Origin of the sequence: Stenotrophomonas sp. SY1 (assembly GCF_021202945.1) — a bacterium.
Taxonomy (GTDB): Bacteria; Pseudomonadota; Gammaproteobacteria; order Xanthomonadales; family Xanthomonadaceae; genus Stenotrophomonas.
This window is the reverse complement of sequence record NZ_JAJOYR010000002.1, coordinates 338991-360101: the sequence shown is the minus strand read 5'-3', so window position 1 is coordinate 360101 and position 21111 is coordinate 338991. Positions and strand designations below refer to the sequence as shown.

The following is a 21111-nucleotide window of genomic DNA, read 5'->3' as shown; positions in this document are numbered from 1 at the left end:
AAACAGGGGTCAGAGTCAGGTTTCCAAGAAACTCGACTCTGCCCCTGTTTTTACGTTCAGCCCCTCGTTTTGCAAATGGGGTCTCGGAGGACATATGAACGGAAGTAACAACCTCTTCGATGGCGAGCGATTTGTACCTCTGAGAGCGTGTCTGATCTACGCCTTGCTGCCATATTGAAACAGGGGTCAGAGTCAGGTTTCCAAGAAACTCGACTCTGCCCCTGTTTTTACGTTCAGCCCCTCGTTTTGCAAATGGGGTCTCGGAGGACATATGAACGGAAGTAACAACCATCTTCGATGGCGAGCGATTTGTACCTCTGAGAGCGTGTCTGATCTACACCTTGCTGCCATATGGCCCGCTTGATCGGTTTGTAAGAAGCCTGCTGGGCGAGAGAAGCAGGGGTCAGAGTCGGGTTTAGAAGCAGGGGTCTAGAAACAGGGGTCAGAGCCGGGTTTCGTAAGAATCGGACTCTGACCCCTGTTTTCCGTCGAGGACCTCGCTGCGGATGTTGGGCGTTCAAACGATCTAGTTACAGGCGGAGCGCTAAGTCGCCCCGCTATACCGCGCAATAGTCAAGTTAGTGGCGCCCTTGAAGCCGGGGTAGGTGGGGGGAATAAGCCAAGTCCAGGGATAGGAGGCGCTGCGGACAATTTCGTGCCTGAGCCGAGCGTGGATCTTTTTGCGTCTGTTCGGGGTAAAGATCTTTCTAATCTTACCAATAAAGAAATTGGTGACGTTGGGGAGGATATTGCACGGTTGTTCCTTAAAGACAATAACTTTACTGATGTCTTCTCAATTCAAAATGGAAGCGGGAATGGGATCGATATTGTTGCGAGGTCGCCGGATGGCTCGTTGGTTTTTATTGAGGTAAAAACATCGAGGACCAATGCGGTGGGGGATCTATCTCCGCGACAGCAGAGTATGGATTTCTTTGTTGAGGACGTACTTACCCAGGCTGCAACAAAGACAGGGCGCTACAAAAATATCAGCGCTGCTGATCAGATGCTTGCTGAAGAAATGTTGATGAATTTTAATATGAGGCCGGACCAGGTTCGGGGAAATGTTGTTGGTATTGATTTGAGTGGTGAGATGCTTAGAATATCTCCTTGGGCCAGGAAATGACGAAGGATAGGGCTATGACGCGTGACTACAAAAGGATTATTAGGGATTACCGCGACTGGTTATCGCAGTCAGATATGATGGCCGCCCGAAAGTTTGCGCAGCTTCAGGGAAGTTTGAACGATGAGTCGTTTGATAGCCTGCTTCTGGCTTCGACTTCACTTCCTTTTTTGTCCATCTTTTACGGTTCTAAAGGGCTTATAGCGATTGAGGACGGGCTTGTTGAAGATGGAGCAATTTGTCGTTCGCTGCTATACCGTTTTTGGGAGGTGCGGATTCGTGTCGCCTCTGCGACCAAGCGCTCATTTCTTAATTCTCAAGTGCCCGGCGGAAGTCTTTCTATTCTTATACCCAACATCGCATGTTTGGTTTTTGCTTTTGTTGCTCTTGGTGATAGGGGGCGTGTCGAATTAATGTTGGATGCACTTCGAGTCGTGCTTGGTGATGAGAGTTCCAAGAATGCCCATTTGGATCATCATGCTGCCAATTTTGCGGTGTGGTTGGGTGAGCGGTATCTTCAGGAGGAGCACTTGATTGTGCTTCACTCTCCTGATAGGGAGGAGTCATTTGGCGTGTACAGTGATGTAATCCAAGCATGGGGAACAAGTGGCGTGGTTGAACTGATCCCCTCTTTGCTGAAATACCATTACGCCAATACTGATGATGATGGCAGGGGGCGTATTCCTGGTTTCAAATGGCCTCCATTCGACGCTATTCCGTTTGAGGTTGTCGCAATAGTCCGTTTGAATTCATTGAGGGGCATCGATTTTTCTCCCGTTCAGAACGAGGTTGGACAACATTTGATGATGCTGGATACTGCGGTGCCAGATGTTGCGGATTTGTATCTTGATCGTATTGAGGAGAAATTTGGATCGTTCTTTTCTTGAGGTTTTAGGATGATCTCTTTGTCTTAGCTGATGGATGTGTTACGCGCCCGCGACCACTTACCACCTCTCAGTTTTTTGGGTTATGCCAAAGTAGAGAAGTTCAGCGTGAAACCGGGGTCAGAGTGAACTGCCCCGGTTTCCATGGATAGGGTAGTCAGGGGACACTTCTGACTTGTTGATATTGCTGCTCAATCTGCAAAGGCGTGGTGTAGCCGAGGGCTGAATGAAGCCGGGCCCGGTTATAGAAAAACAGGGGTCAGAGTCAGGTTTCGCAAGAGATCGACTCTGACCCCTGTTTTCTGCAACGTTGGTTGAACGCTGAGGCATGATTTGAGCGATAGATTCGATCGTTGGATATCCGAGGCAAGTGGGTCCGGCCGGACTACCGGGCAAGCGCTATCCCCAGACGCTATCGCCACGGCTCGCCAGGTTAAGAAAATGGTCGCGCAGAAAGGATATTCCGTTAGCCATGGGCTAATGCAGGTAGAGGTCCCCGGACGTGGTGGATCTGGTAAGGTCTCTGCGACCTTGCGTCCTTGGCCGTCAGCGCATACCGGAGATTAATTGTGGAGGATGTGAAGCATCGTAAATGGCGTTCAGAAGTGAAGCTGAGAAAGTCGGCAGAGAGCCTGCTCGTCGATCAGTTTGGAATCATGGAGGAAAGACGAAGGGAACTTGAGTGCTATGCAGCAGGGAAAAACTGCTTTCGAGGCAGGTTGGCGGGAAAGCCCCTTGCTTTTGATGTCGCGCAATCTTTGCAGTGTTCTATCGAATATCGCTGCCAAGCAACGGTCCAGATTTTCTCTGGAGAGTCTGGTTGGACTGAACTATTAGAGAAGTCCAGTGCATATTACTATTGGTCTCAACTCGTCGAGTATCGATCAATTGTGGAAACAGCGCCACTTTCATTTTCGAACGCTGTTCGAGCGCTGGCGGAGTGCGTATTTTGGGGGTGGTTGGATGAAGCTAGAGTCTTGGCGAATGAGATACTTCTTCTTTACCGTAGACGGCGATTCTCCGATGTTAGGCTGACCTATTCTCAGCCTCTGAATCATTGGTTTTTGCGAGTTTGCTTTGAATTCTTTGACTTATCTTTCGATGGATGGGGGCAAGGATTTCATGGCGATGACGTTGAGCATGTTGGTCGTGAGGCTTCTGATGTTGCGCTGAATCTTGATCTTCTTCTCGCGCATTGGCGTGATGCGGATGTCTCGTCTTTGACGGACGGAGTTGAGTGGCTATGTGAGTATTACGTATCTAGGACGTACTTGGTTGAAGGGCGGGAGTTCGCTAACGACCTCATTGCCGTCAGGTTGCCGATCTTGATTTTGGCTTTTTTTCGCCTTCGCCAGCTGTGCGGAGTGCCAATTCCGCAGCCGAATCATTCTTTATTCGCGCCGAATTATGTTTTTCTGCCAAAATCTAAGCCGATGTATTCGGATGGTGTGTTGTTCTCTACGGTTTCCAGGTTGCGCGCCCAAGAAATTCCCGATTTGGGTGAGGTGCGTTCGAACGAGAAGTCGGGTGAGAATAGGGTGCAAGCTGGGCTTTGGTGGCGTATTTTTCCTTTCTATTAAACAGGATGGAGAGATGAAAAAGACGCCGGGGTCATGTTTCGCTTAACAGGAACAGGAACAGGAACAGGAACAGGAACAGGAACAGGAACAGGAACAGAAACAGGAACAGAAACAGGAGCAGAGTCGAGATTCGTAAGAATCGGACTCTGACCCCTGCTTCCCTGAATTTTCAGATGGGTCCGTCGTTACGCTAAGGTCGGTGTCAAGTTCGCAGCAGGCCAGCCACGCTCGTTGGGCGATAGATGTCAAGGGTAATGCGCAGTTAAATGGGTTGTTGGGGCATAACCTTGACAAACGGGTTGAGTTGAAGTTCCGGTGGCGAAATTTGGGGGTGCAATGTTGGAAGTGTCTGAGGAGGTTTTTGACGAAATTTATTTCAATACACAAGGAATGTCTTTTGGGGGTGTTTGGTCGTATACGAAGTATTGCCCTGGATGGGCCGTTCCTGAGGCCTTTTCGGGGTTTGATGGGCGCAAGGATTTCTTCTTTAGGTGTTTGAAGAGATTTATGGATTCAAACCTCTTGATGCTTCATAAGGCTGGTGAGGTTATAGATGGAAGTATTGAAGATAAACTGAATTTGCTTAATGATCGTTTTCCCTCGTCAGAGGAGGGTGTGGATATGGGAGGGGATGCAGTTTGGTTCTACACTGATGCTTGCCCGGCTGAGCCGGCTTGGATTTTGAAGGGGGAGGATGGGGTGGAGTTTATTGATTGGGCCTGATTGGGTGTCCACGAGGTTTTTTAAAAAGAACAGGGGTCAGAGTGAACTGCCCCGGATTTCATGGACAAGGTAGTCAAGCGGAGCCCCAGGTTGCGTTCCCAACCCGACTTTTCCACCTCGTGCACTGGCACGCAGCCCACCCGCTACTCAAACCAGAAGACAGCAGACTAGAATCCGGCCACGGATCGGATGTCCGTTACTTTGGGGAGAGATATGAAGGCAGTGACGCTTGGGATTGCCTTGGTGCTTGGTGCCATGGCGGGAAATATCCACGCGGCCGTGGATCTGGGGCAGTACATCCGCAAGGATGATTTCAATGACATCAAGATTTCGCCGAGCGGGAAGTATTACGCGGCGACCGTCCCGTTTGAGGACAAGACCGTACTGACCATCTTCACCCGCGAGGGCAACAAGCCTTCGGGGTCGTTCGTGCCGGGGCGCAATGGGCACGTCTATGATTTCGAATGGGCCAACGATGAGCGGGTGGTGATCGGCCTGGCCGAGAAGTTCGGCATGTTGGACGAGCCGCAGCGAACCGGTGAGCTTTATGCGGTCAACGCCGACGGAGGCAAGGCAGAACTGTTGGTCGGATTCCGCATGCTGGGCAATGGTCCTGGTACGCGCATCCAGCCGAAGAAGGTGGAAAGTGTCGCGGCGTTCCTGGTGGATACGCTGCCTGCTGATGAAAGCAACGTGGTGATTTCGGTTTGGCCGATGGGCACGGAAGAGCCGTTCACCCGCGCGGAGAAGCTGGATGTGAACAGTGGTCGCCGCATCACGGTCGCGCGGGCACCGGTGCGGTGGGCCAGGTTTGCCACCGACAACAGCGGTGAAGTGCGCTTGGCGGTCGGCGAAAACGTGGACAACAGCAGCAAGCTCTACTACCGCGATGCGGCGGGGACCGATTGGCGCTTGATCAATGATCAAGTGGCAACAGGTCGCATCGAATTACCGTTGGGTTTCTCTGCCGACAACCGGCTTGCCTACCTGCTGGTGCGCGGCGAGGACAAGGCAACCGACCGCATCGTGGCGTGGGATCCGGTTGCTGGCACTCGCGCGACGGTGTTGCATGACGAGGGTGCCGACCCTTTTGAACTCATCATTCGCAGCGGCACGTCCATGCCGATTGGTGCGCAGGTGATGGATGGCCGGCATCGCAATCTGTTCTTCGATGAGTCGGTGCCGGAGGCGCGGCTGCATCGCAGCCTCGAAGCGGCGTTTCCTCGGCAATCGGTGACGGTCACCTCCAGCACCAAGGACGGGCGGCTGCTGCTTGTGAAGGTTTGGTCGGGCGAGAACCCTGGCGACTTCTATCTGTACGAGCCGGCGGTCAAGAAAGTGGACCATGTGGTCAGCCGCGGAAGCTGGATTGACCCGGAGCTGGCCGCGAAAGTGGAGCCTTTCAGCTTCCAGGCGCGTGATGGCCTGACCATCCATGGCTACCTCACCAAGCCGCGCGGCACCAACGGCAGTTTGCCGATGGTGGTGATGCCGCACGGCGGGCCGTTCGGCATCTTCGACCAATGGCAGTACGACCGGGTCGCGCAGATGCTGGCTTCTGCCGGCTATGCGGTGTTGCAGGTCAACTACCGCGGTTCGGGCAACTATGGCTGGGCATTCGAACGTGCCGGTGCACGCCAATGGGGCGGCACGATGCAGGACGACGTGACCGACGCCACGCGCTGGGCGATGGCGCAAGGTCACACCGCCGGAGGGAAGATATGCATTTACGGTGCCAGTTATGGTGCCTACGCGGCGTTGATGGGGGTGGCCAAGGAACCCACGCTCTACCAATGCGCTGCAGGCTATGTCGGTGTTTACGACCTGCCGATGATGCAGCGCGAGGACGGCCGTACGCGGCGCAGCCTGGGCAACTGGTCCAAGGACTGGGTGGGCGAGGATCAGGCCGCGCTGGCGGCGGTTTCACCCAACCGGCTTGCGGACAAGATCAAGGTGCCGGTGTTTCTGGCGGCCGGCGGCGAAGATGAGAGAGCACCCATCGAACACAGCCGCATGATGGAGGCTGCACTCCGCAAGGCAGGTGTGCCGGTGGAGTCGCTGTATTACAGCACCGAGGGACACGGCTTCTATACCGAGCCACATCAACGTGAGTACTACACGCAGCTGCTTGCGTTCCTGTCGCGGCATCTGGGCGGCGCCACCGCCAAGTGACCGGAGCTGCCGTGTAGGACTTGGCAGAGAGCCTCAGCGGTCGTTGCACAGTGGAGCGTTGCTTCGCTGTGCAACGGCAACGTCTCAGTGCAGTGGCGTCACCCGCACTGGATGGCCGCCTTCGCGCAGCAGCTGCGCTTTCCAATGGAAGCGCGGGGGGGAGTCGCAGGTGAGTTCAAACCGCGCATGGCGCAGGAACGCGGCCAGCGCGCCCATCAGTTCAACCAGGGCGAACAGTTTTCCGCCGCAGATGCGTGGCCCGATACTGAAGGCCATTCGGTTGCCAGCAGTAGGGCCGCGCACGACGGGTGTGCCTGCAAGCGTCCACGGGTCATCGCGCATGTGTGCGTCGTGGCCGATGCCGATGAAGGAAATCAACAGGTTCTGGCCGCTGTCTACATGATGAATGCCGATACGGTCGGCTTGCGTGGCCTGGCGCGAGATGATTGGCGACGGCGGAAACAGACGCAGTGCTTCGGAAATGAAGTCTTCCAGAGGCGTGCATTGTGTCAATGCATTCCAGCCATCGGCGGGATTGAGCTGCATGACCTGGTCGCGCAGGCGCTCCTGCACTTCCGGATACCGGGCAAGCAGATAACACGCCCAGCCAGCGGTGGAGGCGGAGCTTTCCGCGCCGGCCGCAAGGAACGTGACCAGCTCGTGTTCGAGCACGATGTCGTTGGCCGGGTCCACGTCGGCACGGAGCATGTCGGCCAGCATGGGGCTGGTAGGCAGGCTGCCATCGCGCAGGACACGCATCTGCTGCAGGATTTCCCTGCGCAGGCCGGGTAGTCGTCGCAGGCCTTGGGCGTAGTAGGCTTCGGTGCGGCCGGGTGGCACGAACGAATAGGCCGAGCCGTATTCCATCAGCTCGGAAATCAGGGCCAGATCAATGCCCGTGTCCTGGAACGGAATGCCCAGGAAGTTCTCCACAAGTATTGAGACCGTCATCGTGCGCAGCACGTGGTCGTCGATTGTCTGCGCCCCCTTGGCGCTGTCGGCCAGTAGCCGCTGTACGGCATGGGCACCATGCTGGCCTGCCAATGCGCAGGTGTGTTCTCGGTCAAAATGGGTGAAGTGTTCGTGGGTGATCCTGCGGCGTATCCGCCAGGCTTCGCCTTCTTCGCAGAAGCGCGAAGCACCCAAGGCCTGGCGAAACCAGGCCATGTCCTTGCGATAGTGCGCCGCATGCGTACGCAGTACATGGTCGGCGCTCTCATGACGTTGCAGCACCAGCATCGGTACGCCATTGATATCGAGCATGACGTCCTGACCATTGCGCTCGCGAGCCAACGCGTACAACCGGTTGCAGATGTCACTGGGTTGGTTCACCGATAGCGTTCCAGCAATGCGGCCACGTCGCGCACGCTGCGCAACTCCAGCAGGTCGACCGGGTCGATTTCACGCCCGGCGCGGCTTTCCAGTTCCACCACGATGCTGGCAAAACTGAGGCTGTCCAACTCCTTGATGGTCTGCAGCTTGTCGTCGTCGCCGATCTTTTCGGTAGGCACGAACAGACAGCCGGAAAGAAGTTCCTTGGCTTCCAGCAATGCGGTCAAGTGATGTCCTCCATGTGGGAAACGTTGGTCGGTGGCCAGCAGCCATCGAGATACATTGCTTTAGCGCGTGCGCGCGCCAGTTTTCCGGATGTGGTGAATGGCAGGGCGTGCGGCGGCAGTGCCACCACTTCGGCGCGGATGCCGAAGCTGGTGGCAAGGGCTTCGGTGATCTGTTCGCGAGTGCACTGCTGGCGTTCGATATCGCTTCCGCATTCGGCCAATACCAACAGCGCTTCCTCGCCATCGCGCTCTACGCCGATGGCTGCGACATCGGCCACGTCCAAGGCCGCGGCCTGAGCTGCGGCGGCTTCGATGTCCTGTGGCCACAGGTTGCGGCCACGTACCAGAATCAGGTCCTTGGCGCGTCCGCTGATGAACAATTCGCCCTCATGCAGGTAGCCCAGGTCACCGGTATCGAGGAAGCCATCGGTCTGCGGTGATGCGTCGGCATCGGTGGCGTGCAGGTACTGGCGCATCACGTTCGGCCCGCGTATCCACAAGTGGCCGATGCTGCGTTCGGGCAACGAATGGCCGTCGCTGTCGCGCACGCTGACATCGATGCCGGGCAACGGCTTGCCGCAACCAAGCAACTGCCGTGGGTGCAGCGTGCCATCAGCCGCTGCGGGTGCTTCATCGCTGCGCGGTGGCGCGTCCAGCGCGCCCATGCTCACGGCCAGGGTGGCTTCGGCAAGGCCGTAGCTCGGCTGGAACGCATGATGCCTGAAGCCACTCGCGGCCAATGCGTGGGAGAAGGCGTGCAGGTCGTTGCTGCGTACCTGGTCTCCGCCCACACCGGCCACGCGCAACGCGGACAGATCAATGTCCGGTGTCGCTGATTGATAGCGTTGTGCCGCCAGCTTCCAGGCGAAGCTGGGCGCATAGACGATGCTGGTGCGTTGTCGCGACATCAGTTCCAACCAGGCCAGCGGCCGTGCGGCGAAGGCATGTGGCGCAAGGTAGTCCACGCTGCGCTGCGCGCACATCGCCACGATCGAGAAGCCGACCAGCCCCATGTCGTGATACAGCGGCAGCCAGGAACAGGCGCGGTCGTCGGCATGCATGCGCAGGCCGTGCGTTGCGATGGCGTCGACGTTGGCCATCAAAGCCTGTTGCCGCACCACCACGCCTTTGGGGGTGGCGGTGGAGCCGGAGGAAAACTGGACGTAGGCCGGGATGTCCGCCTCGACTTCAGCTGCTTCGGGAGCCTGTGATTGCGTGCTGTGCGCGGGAAGCAGTTCCAGCGGGATTACCTGCGCGCGATGCCCCATGGCAGCGGCCTCGGCGCTGCCGAGCGTGGCGCGTGGTGAGAACAACCAACGTGCGCCACTGGCTGCGAGCAATGCGGAGAGCTGCGCCGTGTACGCATCACGCCCGCCGGGGAATGCGTGATAAGGCAGCGGGCACGGCACGACACCGGCGTACTGCGCGCCGTAGAACAGCGCCAGGAAGGCGGCGCTGGTGTCGGCGATCACCGCCATCCGCTGCCCGGGTTGCAGGCCGATGGCCCGCAGCTGCGTTGCCGCGACCAAGGCGTGGGCGCGCAGTTGGTTATAGCTCATTGCTGTTTGCAGGTTGCCGCGGGCGTCGTGGAAGTTGATGCCGGTTTCGCCGTCGGCCGCATAGTTGAGCGCGTGGCGAAGGTTGCGGAAGCCGCCCAGCTGCAAGGCCAGGTCGGTATTGCGGGTGGGTGTATCCCTCACGGAAGGTAGCTCACACCCTGCGGACGTTCGCCCTCGCGAAAGGCAGCGAAAACCAACACATCCTGGCGCCTGCCATCCTGGCCAAGACATTCCTCACGCAGGCGTGCCTCGAAGAAGAAGCGGCTGTTGTCCACGAAGTTGAACAGCATGGCGCTGTTGCCGGCCAGCACGCGCGCGACAATCTTGTCCAGCTCGCGGTAAACGAAGAAGTGATCGAGCAGCGCATCGATGGTGTTCCAGTAAACCTTGCGGCGTGCATAGCCTTCTTCACCAATGCCGGCCGTGAGCGCGCCAACCTTGTGGGCCAGGTTCACATCAACGGTGTAGAAGCCCACCAGTAGTTCCTGGTCGAAAATGCCGATGATGTGGTTGTGGCGGCCGTCGAAGGAGGCGATGAACTGACGCAGGCGCACTTCATCGAAATTCAACTGGGCCAGGTTCAAGCCGGCACGCATGGCTGGTGCATTGATCCACTGAACGAATCGCGGAGTGACGTCGGCGGGCAGCAACGTGCGCAGCACGAAGCCGTGGGTGCCTATCTGCACCGGAGGGGATGCAGCCGCTGGGGATGGCTGGGCGGCATGCGCCGGGCGCGAGGTCATCGGCGGAAACGTCCAACGCACTTCGGGCATGGAACCTCCTGTTGCATCCCAGTGTCCTGATCCGACACGCGTGTCGGTGCGTGTACTGAGAAGCGATGTGATGGTGCAGGTCTGGGACTGTCAGATCGGTGTGCAGCGAGGGGCAGCAACCCCTGATGCAATTGAATATGGGATCGGGGGATGTGAAGGCGACGTGGAGAATGCGAGGCTCTCATTTGATCGCAGCTTCGCGCCTTGAATGCTGGCGCGAGGAGTGGGGTCACGGAACGCTGGAGGCAGGCGTTGCCCGGTGTCGAGGCGCAGCCTTGCTCCACATCCGCAGGTCAGAGTTGCTCCGGGCAGCGCCGGTGGGTAGGGGGAGGTGACCGGGAGGTCGGCGAGGATTCCGTGCTGGGGCTTCCATCTTTCTGCTCTTCCTGAAGCGGCTCCCATTCCTACCCCTCTCACCTGCGGGAGAAGGGCGCCGATCAGAATGGTTGTCGCCCTTGGCGTTGCTGGTGGCTGATCTCTGGCTTCCGATCTCAGAACTTCCATTCCACGAAGGCCTTGCCACCATGGTCATCGATGCCGCCGCCGAGTTGGCCGGAGTAGGTCAGGCCCAGGCGCAGGTTGGTTCGCGGTGAGGCTTCCACGCCCAGTTCGGCTGCCAGCGCCTGGCGCGCCAGCGGCACGCCTTGGATGGTGAAGGCGCCGCCGCTGATGAAGCCCAGGTCCACGTTCGGGCTGCGGTCGCCAAACACATGCCGCCAACCGGCCATCGCGCGCAGCGTGATGTTGCCGCCGCCGCTGAGTTCGAACTGGCGCAGGCTGCGCATGCCCAGCGTGGCGAAGGTCAGGTCGTTGTCCTGGCTGCGCGCGGACAATGCGGCTTCACCGCCGTGTTCGCTGAAGCCATCGCTGTCCAACTGCACATAGGCCACGTTGAGGAACGGCTGCAGCACCATGTGCGCCATCTGCATGCGGTAGTTGGCTTCGGTGAACACCTGGCGGGTAGTGGCCTTGTAGTCGGCGCGCAGTTGGTCGCTGAAATGGGCGAAGTCCACCTGGCGCTTGATCTCGATGTCGTGCCAGGCGTAGGCCAGGCCGCCATGGAAGCCGAAGCCGTTGTCCCATTCACCGCCGGTGTACAGGGCCAGGTGCTTGTCGTCGCTGTCGGCCGAGGAGCGCCACCGGTTCACGTCGAAATCGGAGTTGCTGAAGCCGCCCAGCAGGCCGATGCGCCAGGCGTCGGACAGCGACCAGTCGGCACCGACGAACAGGCCGCTGATGTCGCGGCTCAACACCTGGGTGTCGCTGCCGTGGTCAAAGCGGCCCCACGACCCGAACGCATGCGCCCACACGCCGTCATCGACCGTTTCCTCATGCGGGCCAATGTTGGCGCCGCGCACGCGGTTACCGATGGCTTCGCGCACGAAGCGGCTGTCTTCCAGCTGGGCGCCCCGCAGCGAGGCGTAGATTTCGCCGGTCAGCTGGCCCAGCGCGTCGCAGACGGCGGCGTTGTCGAGCTGGTTGAGCAGGGCGGTATTCAGGTCGCCATCCTGTGCCAGTCCACCCGCACCGCCTGCAGCGGCGTTGGCGTTGGGCGTGCAGTCCACGTCGGTCAGTTGCCCGGTTTGCAGGACTTCCAGATAGGCGTGGTTGGCGTCGTAGGTGTCGGTCAGGGTCAGGAACGGCGATACCGCCAGCTCGCCCTGCGCAGTGAACTCGCCGCTGACGCCGCCGTCGGCGCTGAGCACGGTGTAGCGGGTGCCGGCCCGATACAGCGCGTCGTTGGTGCGTACCACCTGCAGCAATGCACCGTTGCCGAGCGTTGCCGCGCCGCTGGCGGCGATCAGGTCGGATGCGCTGGATGTCGGGTCTACTTCGACGATGTAGCGGGAGCCGGCTTCCTGTGTGTAGTCGCCGTTGATGGTGAGCGTGCCGATCGAGCTGCCCGGGCTGATGATGCCGCCACTGCGCACGACGGTGCTGCCCACGCTGCCGTTGCCGGCCAGGATGGCCGAGTAGTCCACGGTCACCGCCGAGTCGGCCAGGCTGCCGTCGACCTTCAGCATGCCGGAAGCCACCTGCGTGGCACCGGACAAGCTGCTGGTGCCGGTCAGGTGCAGGACGCCGCCACCGCCCTTGACCAACGCGCCGCTGCCGGTGAGTGCACCGGTCAGTGTCAGCGTGGTGGCGTCCGCGGTCAGGAAGGTGGCGCTGGTTTCCACGCTGACGGCACGTGCCGAGGTGATGTCGGCGGTACTGCGAAGCGCACCGAAGTCGAACGCCAGTGCACCAGTGCTGGCACCCAGTGCCTGGTCGGAGGCGATCTGCACCAGGCCGTTGCGGATGTAGGTGCCACCGCTGTAGGTGTTGTTGCCGTTGAGGACCAGCGTGCCGGCATCACTTTTGACCAGGCGTGCATCGCCGGCCAGTACCGCGTTGATGGTGGCCTGGTGTTCCGGGCCGCGGGTCAGGAATTCCCTGCGGCCCAACGTACTGGCGCCAACGCGCACAATGGCCTCGGGGCCGAGCAGGGTGATGGCGTCACCACCCACCACGTAGCCGCCGCTGGCGAACTGCATGCCGACGACTTCGATCCCGCCCAGGCTGCCGTCCACGGTCACATCCCCGGGCGCGCCGGTGAACACTGCAAAGCTGCCATCGGCGAAGGCTGCGTTGATGGTTCCGTCGGTGTTGGTCCAGTTGTTGTTGCCGGTGCTGTTCTGCCAGATGCCGTTGCCGCCATTGATCTGGCCATCGTCCTTGGGCCCGGCTGCGCCGTCCCAGAAGCTGAGCGTGACCTGCGTGCCCGTGGGCACCAGGACCAGGTTGACCTGCTGGCCCACGCTGGTCTGTACGGTGACGGTTCCGGACGAGGGGGGCAGGCTGCCCAGGGTCAGGCCACGGTCATCCAGCGTGCCTGCGTAGTCGATCACGCGGTAGATGCCCGGGTCGAATGCGCCGCCTGGAGCCTCGGTGACATTCAAGGTGCCGTCCAGTACGAGGTTGCCACCAACACTGAGCAGGTCGTTCAACGCGCCGCCGGGGACGCCGGCCTGGCCGAACAGGAATCGCATGGTGGCATCCGGCGACAAGGTCAGGTCGCCACCGATACGCAGTTGTCCGGGTACCGATTCGATTGCGCCAGGCACCAGCACACCGTCGTTGACCAGCACCGAACCGCCGACCACGCCACCGCCGCCGAGCAGGCCGCCGTTGTCTACCGTGGTAAGCGTGCTGGCAAGGCCCAGGCTGCCGTTGACCCACAACTCGCCCTGCACGTGGGTGTTGCCGGCAAATGCGCTGCTGTCACCGCTCAGGGTCTGCACGCCGGCAAGCACGTTGAAGTCGCCAGTGCCGGCCAGATTGCCGGCGAACGTATCGGCCGCAGCAGTGAGCGACAGCGACTGGCTGCCGAAGTTGACCGTGCCACTGCCGGCCAGGCGCTGGATCGACACCGGGCTGGTAGCCGCGGAGATATCGAAGATGCCATCAGCAACCACGCGGCTGGACTGGGCGATGCTGCCGGCGCCGCTCAACGCCAGCGTGCCGCCGGCGATGGTCGTCTCACCGGTGTACGTGTTCGCGCTGGTGAGGGCCAAGGTGCCTACATCGGCCTTGAGCAGATTGCCGGTGCCGGAGATCGCGCCGGTCTGCGTGGCCGTGCCGCCATCGGCAACCGAGGTGGTCAGCGTGTTGGCTGCCTGCAGATCAATCGTGTTGTTGATGTCGATGCCGTTGGCATAGATCAGTTTGGCATTGCCCTTGACCTGCACCGCGCTGGTGCCCAGTGCCAGCGCGTAGCCCAGTCCCAACGTGCCGCCATACAACTCGGTGGTGCCGGTGAAACCGCTGTTGTCGGTCGGTTGCGGCGACGGTGGGGGCGTGGGCAGCGGCACCGGTGTATGCGGCTGCAGCCAGGTAGTGCCGGCGTGGTTGGCAAGTACCCCATTGCCGACCAGCGGTGTGCTGAAGACGTACGCGGTGTTTGTGTGGTTGAGCACCACGGTTCCGGCACCCGGGCCGAACTGGATCATTCCCGCACGCAGTTCACCGCTGGCGGCGGCAGCCTGGCCAGCAGCAGCGCCGATGTTGAGCGTGCCATTGCCGGTTGCGGTTTCGCCGAGGAACAAGGTGCCCTGGCCTTCGTCGAACTGGAGCAGCCCGTAATAGCTGTACTGGTCGGTTGGCGTTGTTTCATAGACATTGCCGAGATAGGCGGTGCCCAGCGCTACCACGCCGCCATCGGCAATGGTCAGGCTGCCCGTGCCGGAGACGCCGACATGCAGGTGACCAACAGTCTGGTCCAGCAGATCATCCTGTACAGGGTAGATGTACTCAGAGGAGTCATCCGGGTCCACACCGTCATTGTCTATGTGTCGATTGCTGTACTCCGATGTCGCGCCAGCGACATACCAGATGGAGCCCGAGCCGGAGACCGTCGCTTGACCTGTACCGCCATCGAGCCCGATCTGCGCGGTGGGGGCAGTGACAAAGCCACCCGTCACCGGGTCGTGGAGAGACTGTTCGCCGACATAGGTAAGCAGCTTGCCGCCACTCAGTACGTTGGCGGTGCCGACGGCATCAAGCCCATTGCCGATATCCAATCCGCCACTGAAGTTCGCATTGCTGGCATAGCCTTCAGCGTTGACGCCCGAGACGGTAAGGGCACCATTGCCACCATCGGCGCCGATGACATCGGAGGTGCGGTAGCCAGGGGAAGGATAGACGCCGGTGTGCAGCTTGCCGCCGGCAAGGATGTTGACGTTGCCTACGCTGCCGCTGCCAGTTCCCAGGGTTAATGTTGAACCTGTCGGATAGCCGGATACCGGGTCTGATGCTCCATGCTGGGTTATCCAGCTCGCATCCTGCACGGTGACCGTACCGGTGCCGCCATCACTGCCAATGATGTGGTTTGCCTCGTTCCAGACAACTTTTCCCGAGGACAGAGGGTTGGACATGCTCTGTGCGTAGAGACTGTTGCCAAGCCCCTGGATGCTGACCGTGCCGCTGCTGCCGGCCCCCTTGCCGACGACAAAGCCGGACTGCTCCCCGCGGCTTTCGATGTTCAGGACGGTGCCTTGCTGCGGAACGCCGTTGTGCAGGTTGAAGGTCAGTACGCCTGTACCACCGTCAGCACCTACCGTTATGGGGGTCGAAGTGCCTGAACTCTGCACGTAGAACTGCGCCTGACGGTAGCTGTCAGCGAGGAGCGTGTTGACGGTCAGCAGGCCGTTGCTTCCGCTGCCATCGCCGATGGTCAACGAGTTCACATACAGATAGGTCTCGCTGAAGTTGGGCGAGACGGAGGGTTTGCCAATCGTCCAGACCGGCAGATTCGGCGTATTGCCGTTGATGAGGGCATCACCGATTTCCCCGGTGCTTTGACCATCGGCCCAGTTGTCCAGATCCGTGATTTCGTTGCTGACTCCGCCCACCCATGCGTTCTGTGCCTGCACCGCTGCCGGAGTCAACAGGAACGCCTGGGAGGCAAGTACCACACTGATGCTGTTGGCCAATCCCCACCGGCGCGGGCGTTTGCAATGCTGCGTGCTGGGCTTCGTCGAACGCACCATGTCTGCTCCTTGGGCGGTGCCCTATGGGAATCGTGTGGTTACTCCGAGCCGGTAGTGGAGGGGGGGCTCCGTGAATGAAGTGTCTATACACATGGATGAATACGTTGCGTCGCGAGCCGCATGCGCGTGCTCGGATCAACGATTTGCCGATGCGCTATGTCTGCATCAACCACAGTGGCAAGCCGTGGATCAGCCCTCTTGGGCGCAGGTGCAGGCATCAGGGGCAGGAGAGTGCACGCTGTAGATGCGGGGTGTAGAGCAATCCAGCGGGACGCTCGCCCTTGTGGAAGGCAGCGAAGATCAGGACGTCGTGGCGTTGGCCATCCTGGTCCAGGCACTCATCGCGTAGCCGGGCTTCAAAGAAAAAGCGTCCGTTGTCGATGAAGTTGAACAGCATGGCGCGGTTGCGTGCGAGTACGTGCGCAGTGATCTTGTCGATGTTGCGATAGATGAAGAAGTGATCGATCAGCGCATCGATGGTCGCCCAGTAAACGCGCCGATGTTCGCAGCCGGTCTCGCCGATGCCAGCGGTCACGGTGGCAACGCGATGTTTTGCATTGACATCCAGCGTGTAGAAGCCGATCAGCAACCCCTGGTCGAAGATGCCGATCATGTGGTTTCGATGCCCATCGAAGCCGTTTATGTAACCGCGCAGCGTGGTGTCGTCGATGGCCTGCGGCGAAAGGTTCAGGCCGGTACGCATGGCCGGAGCATTGATCCATTCCACGAAGCGCGGTGTGACATCGGCCTGGCGAAGGGTGCGCAACTGAAAACCGTTGCTGGTGATCTGCACCGGTACCGGTGGTGGTAGCGGTGCGGCAGTTGGACCACTCGAATACGCGGTGGTCATGGCAGGGAACGTCCAGCGCACATCAGACATGGAGGCTCCGGCAACCGCTTGCTGTGAAGATGCAGCGAGCATGCAGGGGCAGGGGGCATTGGCGATGTGATGATGAAGTCGCTTCGGGCGACGCTGGCCTAGTCAGACCAGCATGGCGCCAAATGTAGCTCCCCCGGGCAGAAGCGTTGGTTGCGGCCCGTGACCGAAATCGGTCGCGGGCCGTGGGCGGCTGCGTCAGCGCACGCCGTGCATCATCCGCTTCAACCATGGCGAAGCGAGCAGGGCGAGCACTGCACAGCCAAGCCCCAGCCACATCAGCAGCCAGAACAGATGTTCGTAACGGGCAGCAGCCTCGGCGATGTTCATCACTTCGCCTTCGGGAACATCGATCGCAGCGAGCTTGCCGAACAGCGCCGCCAATGCTTCGGAGAACGCGGTCGCCAGGAACCAGGTGCCCATCATCAGGCTGACCACGCGCGGTGCCGCCAGCTGGGTCACGGCGGAAAGGCCGACCGGCGACAGACACATCTCGCCGATCTCCAGAATCAGGTAAGCCAACACCAGCCACCACACGCTGGCCATCTGCCCGGTCGCGCCCACCTGCTGCGCGGCCAGCGCCAACGGCACGAACGAGAGTGCGCCGAACACCAGCCCGAAAGAGGATTTGACCGGCTTGGAAGGATCGAGCCGGCGCTTGTCCAGCCACGCCCACAAGGCGGCAAACAACGGTGCCAGCAACACCAGGAACAACGCGCCGAGGTAGGTCAGCGAGCCGGCGGTCTGCGGCAGCACCAGGCAATCGCGGACCAGCATCACCAGCATTGCGATCACGATGATGGCGAACAAGGTGCGCGGTGCTTTCGAAGCGGGATCACGGTCGGACAGGCGCGCGGCCAGCACGAAGCCCAGCGGCGCCAGCACCAGCGAGATGATCGACCACGGCAGCGGCGTGCCTTCGCGGATCACCAGCGACGGCACCAGGTCCTTGGTCAGCAGGCGATCGGTGAAGGTGACCCACGAACCGTAGGTCTGCTCGTACAGGGTGAAGAACACCAGCGCCATGAAGATCAGCACCATCAGCGCGATCATCTGCTGGCGTTGCACCGGCGTGCAGTGGGTGCCGGTGAACCAGGCAAACCACAGCAGCACGCCGCCGAGTACGACGATCATCAGCATCAATGCCAGGCTGATTTCACCGCCGAGTGCGAACGCGCCGTTGGCTGCCGCCCACATCAAGGCCGCCACCGGCAGCACGCCGACCACGGCCACGGCATAGATCAGCCCTTCGCGCGGCAGGCCGAGCACGCGTTCGCGCAGTGCGGTCGGTTGTGGCGGTTCGGCATGGCCGTGCAGGTACTTCTGGCCCCACAGGAACATGCCCAGACCAACCAGCATGCCGATGCCGGCGGCACCGAAACCGTACTTCCAGCCGTAGGCTTCGCCGAGGAAGCCGCATACCAGTGAGGCGAACAACGCCCCGAGGTTGATGCCGGCGTAGAACAGCGAGAAGCCCGAGTCGCGGCGCGGATCGTTTTCCGGATACAGCTTGCCGACGATGGTGGAGATGTTGGGTTTGAGGAAGCCCACGCCCATGATGATCAGTGACAGCGACAGATAGGTCACCGCCAGCGCGGTCTCGTCGCGGACTACTTCACCGGCAACCCGTTGCGCCTCGTGCCCCTCGAAGGCCATGCCCAGGTGGCCGAGCACCAGCAGCACTCCGCCGAACACCACTGCCTTGCGCATGCCCAGCCAACGGTCGGCCAGCATGCCGCCGAACACCGGGATGCAGTACACCAGTCCGCCATAGGCACCGAGCAGGTCCAGCCCGGCCTTGTCGCCGAACAGGTGGTACTTGGTCAGGTACAGCAACAGCAGCGCCTTCATCCCATAGAAGGAGAAGCGCTCCCACATCTCGGTGAAGAAGCAGACGTAGACACCCTTCGGGTGCCCCAGGAAATCGTTGGAGGAGGGGGCGGGAAGGGTGCTGGTGGACATCGGTGGCCGCGATGAGGTTAGCCGGCAAGTATAGGGGCGCCCCCGATGGGGCGGATGCCGCATTGCCGCATCGCGCGCAAACGGTGCCGTGGCTGTGCCGGATGCGGTCTCTGGTTGTGCCCGGTGCCGGCAGATGCGGCACCGTGACTGGACTTGCCGTTAAGCCGGCGTTAGCGTGGAGCGGTTTTTTGCCATCCTAGGGCTTTCCATGAACAACGCCGCGCCCGCGCAGCTCACCTTCCGCGCGGTGGCCCTTGCCATCGTGCTGGCGGTGGTGCTGTCCGCCGCCAATGCTTACCTGGGTCTGTTCGCAGGCCTGACCATCGCCACCGCCATCCCGGCTGCCGTGATTTCCATGGGCGTGCTGCGCCTGCTGGGCGGCGGCTCGATCCTGGAAAACAACATCGTCCAGACCGGCGCCTCGGCCGGCTCGTCGATTGCCGCCGGCGTCATCTTCACCATCCCCGCGCTGGTGATCATGGGCTACTGGCCGGACTTCAAATACTGGTGGGTGCTGGGCATCGCCGGTCTGGGCGGCCTGCTGGGCGTGCTGTTCTCGGTGCCGCTGCGCCGCTCGATGATCGTCGAAGACCCGCTTCCGTTCCCGGAAGGCAAGGCCGCGGCCGAAGTGCTCAAGGCCGGTGAGAACCCCGGCCCGGGCCTGAAGATCCTGGCCCTGTCGGCAGTGATCGGTGCGGTGGTCAAGGTGGCCGCAGCCAGCGGCATGCGCCTGATTCCCGATGCCTGGGCCCAGTCGGCCTATATCGGCAGCTCCAAGGTCACCGCCTTCATCGGCACCAACCTGTCGCCGGCCCTGCTGGGCGTGGGCTACATCGTCGGCCTGAACGTCGGCATCGTGGTGGTGTCCGGCGCGATCCTGTCCTGGCACATCGCCATCCCGCTGTACCAGGCGTTCTTCATGAACTCCGACCCGGCACTGGCCGCGCAGATCGCCAGCGCGTCCTCGGCCGAAGCCGCGTTCGCCATCTGGGGCGCCAAGATCCGTTACCTCGGTGTCGGCGCAATGCTGATCGGCGGTATCTGGACGCTGTTCTCGCTGCGCAAGTCGCTGCTCAACGGGGTCAAGAGCGGCTTTGCTGCGGCCCGCAAGAGCAGTGGCCCGGCGCTGGCCGAGACCGAGCGCGACCTGCCGATGAAGTGGATGCTGATCGCGCTGATCGCCTTCACCCTGCCGCTGCTGGGCCTGTACCAGGCCATCGTCGGCCAGTGGCACGTGTCGATCCCGATGACCATCATCATGATCGTCGCCGGCTTCCTGTTCGTGTCGGTGTCGGCCTACCTGGCCGGCCTGATCGGTTCGTCCAACAACCCGGTTTCGGGCATCACCATCTCCACCATCCTGTTCGCCTCGGCGGTGCTGGTGGTGCTGCTGGGCGAAGACGGCCTGACCAAGGTCGGTGTCGGCGGCGCGCCGCTGGGCGCGGTGGCCGCGATCATGATCGGCGCGGTGGTGTGCTGCGCCGCCGCAGTGGGCGGTGACAACCTGCAGGACCTCAAGGCCGGTTACATCGTTGGTGCCACCCCGTGGAAGCAGCAGCTGATGCTGGGCATCGGCGCGTTCTCCTGCGCCCTGATCATGGCGCCGGTACTGAATCTGCTGGCCCAGGCCTACGGCATCGGTGCGCCGACCGCCGAGCATCCGAACTCGCTGGCAGCGCCGCAGGCCAACCTGATGGCCTCGGTTGCCCGTGGCCTGTTCGGCGGCGAGCTGCCGTGGCTGTTCATCGGCATGGGCGCCGCTGTCGGTGCGCTGATCATCGCCATCGACGAATGGCTGAAAAAGACCGGCAAGCGCTTCCGCGTGCCGGTGCTGGCCGCCGCCATCGGTATCTACCTGCCGCTGGAGCTGATGGTGCCGATCTTCGTGGGTGGCCTGATTGCCCACCTGGTCGAGCGCTTCCACAAGGTCCGCGCCGATGACGAAGAAGGCCGCGACCGCGTGCACAAGCCGGGCGTGCTGTTCGCCGCCGGCCTGATCACCGGTGAAGCGCTGATGGGCATCGCCATCGCGATTCCGATCGTGATCACCGAGCGCGCCGACGTGCTGGCAGTGCCGGTGCAGCTGCCGGCCTCGCAGTGGATCGGCCTGGCCGTGCTGGCCCTGGTGGGCTGGCTGATCTACCGCGTCGGCAAGAAGGCTGGCGGCAAGATGTAATTGCCCGGCCATCGCCATGTTTTGACGACCATCCCCGCTCCGGCGGGGATGGCCGTTTGTGGGGGAGGGGAGGCCCGCATTTCGGTTGCAGGGGCGGCGGTCGTGTGGGAGCGGCGTAAGCCGCGAAGCTGACGCAGCCGGCCGTGGCAGGAAACAGCAGCAATTGCAGATGTTTCGACAGGTGGCTGGATCACC

Annotated in this window: 13 protein-coding genes; 6 read left to right on the top strand and 7 right to left on the bottom strand. The window is 61.1% G+C overall.

From position 1 onward, the window contains the following. Positions 1-670 precede the first annotated feature (670 nt). The 5 genes from LR961_RS13090 (at position 671) to LR961_RS13070 (ending at position 6479) form a co-directional block, all read left to right on the top strand. Entirely contained in the window at positions 671-1123 is a 453-nt protein-coding gene (locus tag LR961_RS13090) for a YraN family protein (protein WP_232149997.1), read from the top strand. Between the two features lie 14 nt (positions 1124-1137). After that, the gene (locus tag LR961_RS13085; RefSeq protein ID WP_232149996.1) at positions 1138-2007 is read left to right on the top strand and encodes a hypothetical protein; all 870 of its coding nucleotides are present in this window, start codon (positions 1138-1140) and stop codon (positions 2005-2007) included. 566 nt (positions 2008-2573) lie between these two features. After that, positions 2574-3584: a hypothetical protein gene (locus LR961_RS13080; protein ID WP_232149995.1), complete on the top strand. Its 1011-nt coding sequence runs from the start codon at positions 2574-2576 to the stop codon at positions 3582-3584. Between the two features lie 336 nt (positions 3585-3920). After that, complete coding sequence (locus tag LR961_RS13075) at positions 3921-4307, top strand: DUF596 domain-containing protein (RefSeq protein WP_232149987.1); 387 nt, start codon at positions 3921-3923, stop codon at positions 4305-4307. 213 nt (positions 4308-4520) lie between these two features. Beyond that, the gene (locus LR961_RS13070; protein WP_232149985.1) at positions 4521-6479 is read left to right on the top strand and encodes a S9 family peptidase; all 1959 of its coding nucleotides are present in this window, start codon (positions 4521-4523) and stop codon (positions 6477-6479) included. 84 nt (positions 6480-6563) lie between these two features. Here the strand turns inward: LR961_RS13070 and LR961_RS13065 are convergent, their stop codons facing one another. The 7 genes from LR961_RS13065 to LR961_RS13035 form a co-directional block, all read right to left on the bottom strand. Further along, on the bottom strand, positions 6564-7811 hold the full coding sequence (locus tag LR961_RS13065; RefSeq protein ID WP_232149983.1) for a cytochrome P450: 1248 nt from the start codon (positions 7809-7811) through the stop codon (positions 6564-6566). After that, positions 7808-8038: an acyl carrier protein gene (locus LR961_RS13060; protein ID WP_232149981.1), complete on the bottom strand. Its 231-nt coding sequence runs from the start codon at positions 8036-8038 to the stop codon at positions 7808-7810. Before LR961_RS13060 ends, LR961_RS13065 begins: the two co-directional genes overlap by 4 nt. After that, a complete protein-coding gene (locus LR961_RS13055; RefSeq protein WP_232149979.1) occupies positions 8035-9738 on the bottom strand; it encodes a fatty acyl-AMP ligase in 1704 nt (567 codons plus the stop codon). The genes LR961_RS13060 and LR961_RS13055 overlap by 4 nt, the downstream gene beginning before the upstream one ends. Beyond that, positions 9735-10370, bottom strand: a complete 636-nt coding sequence (locus LR961_RS13050) for a GNAT family protein (protein ID WP_232149977.1) — start codon at positions 10368-10370, stop codon at positions 9735-9737. The genes LR961_RS13055 and LR961_RS13050 overlap by 4 nt, the downstream gene beginning before the upstream one ends. A 491-nt stretch (positions 10371-10861) precedes the next feature. Then, entirely contained in the window at positions 10862-15901 is a 5040-nt protein-coding gene (locus tag LR961_RS13045) for an autotransporter domain-containing protein (RefSeq protein ID WP_232149975.1), read from the bottom strand. Between the two features lie 217 nt (positions 15902-16118). Further along, on the bottom strand, positions 16119-16781 hold the full coding sequence (locus tag LR961_RS13040) for a hypothetical protein (protein WP_232149965.1): 663 nt from the start codon (positions 16779-16781) through the stop codon (positions 16119-16121). A gap of 195 nt (positions 16782-16976) precedes the next feature. Continuing rightward, on the bottom strand, positions 16977-18740 hold the full coding sequence (locus LR961_RS13035; RefSeq protein ID WP_232149962.1) for an oligopeptide:H+ symporter: 1764 nt from the start codon (positions 18738-18740) through the stop codon (positions 16977-16979). Between the two features lie 208 nt (positions 18741-18948). Between LR961_RS13035 and LR961_RS13030 the strand changes: the two genes are divergently transcribed. Then, complete coding sequence (locus LR961_RS13030) at positions 18949-20916, top strand: oligopeptide transporter, OPT family (RefSeq protein ID WP_232149960.1); 1968 nt, start codon at positions 18949-18951, stop codon at positions 20914-20916. Positions 20917-21111: the final 195 nt, after the last annotated feature.

Excerpts from the sequence above, each read along its gene's own strand:
- LR961_RS13085 (WP_232149996.1), top strand. The coding sequence starts at position 1,138 with ATGACGCGTGACTACAAAAGGATTATTAGGGATTACCGCGACTGGTTA.
- LR961_RS13075 (WP_232149987.1), top strand. The coding sequence starts at position 3,921 with ATGTTGGAAGTGTCTGAGGAGGTTTTTGACGAAATTTATTTCAATACA.
- LR961_RS13070 (WP_232149985.1), top strand. The coding sequence starts at position 4,521 with ATGAAGGCAGTGACGCTTGGGATTGCCTTGGTGCTTGGTGCCATGGCG.
- LR961_RS13050 (WP_232149977.1), bottom strand. The coding sequence starts at position 10,370 with ATGCCCGAAGTGCGTTGGACGTTTCCGCCGATGACCTCGCGCCCGGCG.
- LR961_RS13045 (WP_232149975.1), bottom strand. The coding sequence starts at position 15,901 with ATGGTGCGTTCGACGAAGCCCAGCACGCAGCATTGCAAACGCCCGCGC.
- LR961_RS13040 (WP_232149965.1), bottom strand. The coding sequence starts at position 16,781 with ATGTCTGATGTGCGCTGGACGTTCCCTGCCATGACCACCGCGTATTCG.
- LR961_RS13035 (WP_232149962.1), bottom strand. The coding sequence starts at position 18,740 with ATGTCCACCAGCACCCTTCCCGCCCCCTCCTCCAACGATTTCCTGGGG.
- LR961_RS13030 (WP_232149960.1), top strand. The coding sequence starts at position 18,949 with ATGAACAACGCCGCGCCCGCGCAGCTCACCTTCCGCGCGGTGGCCCTT.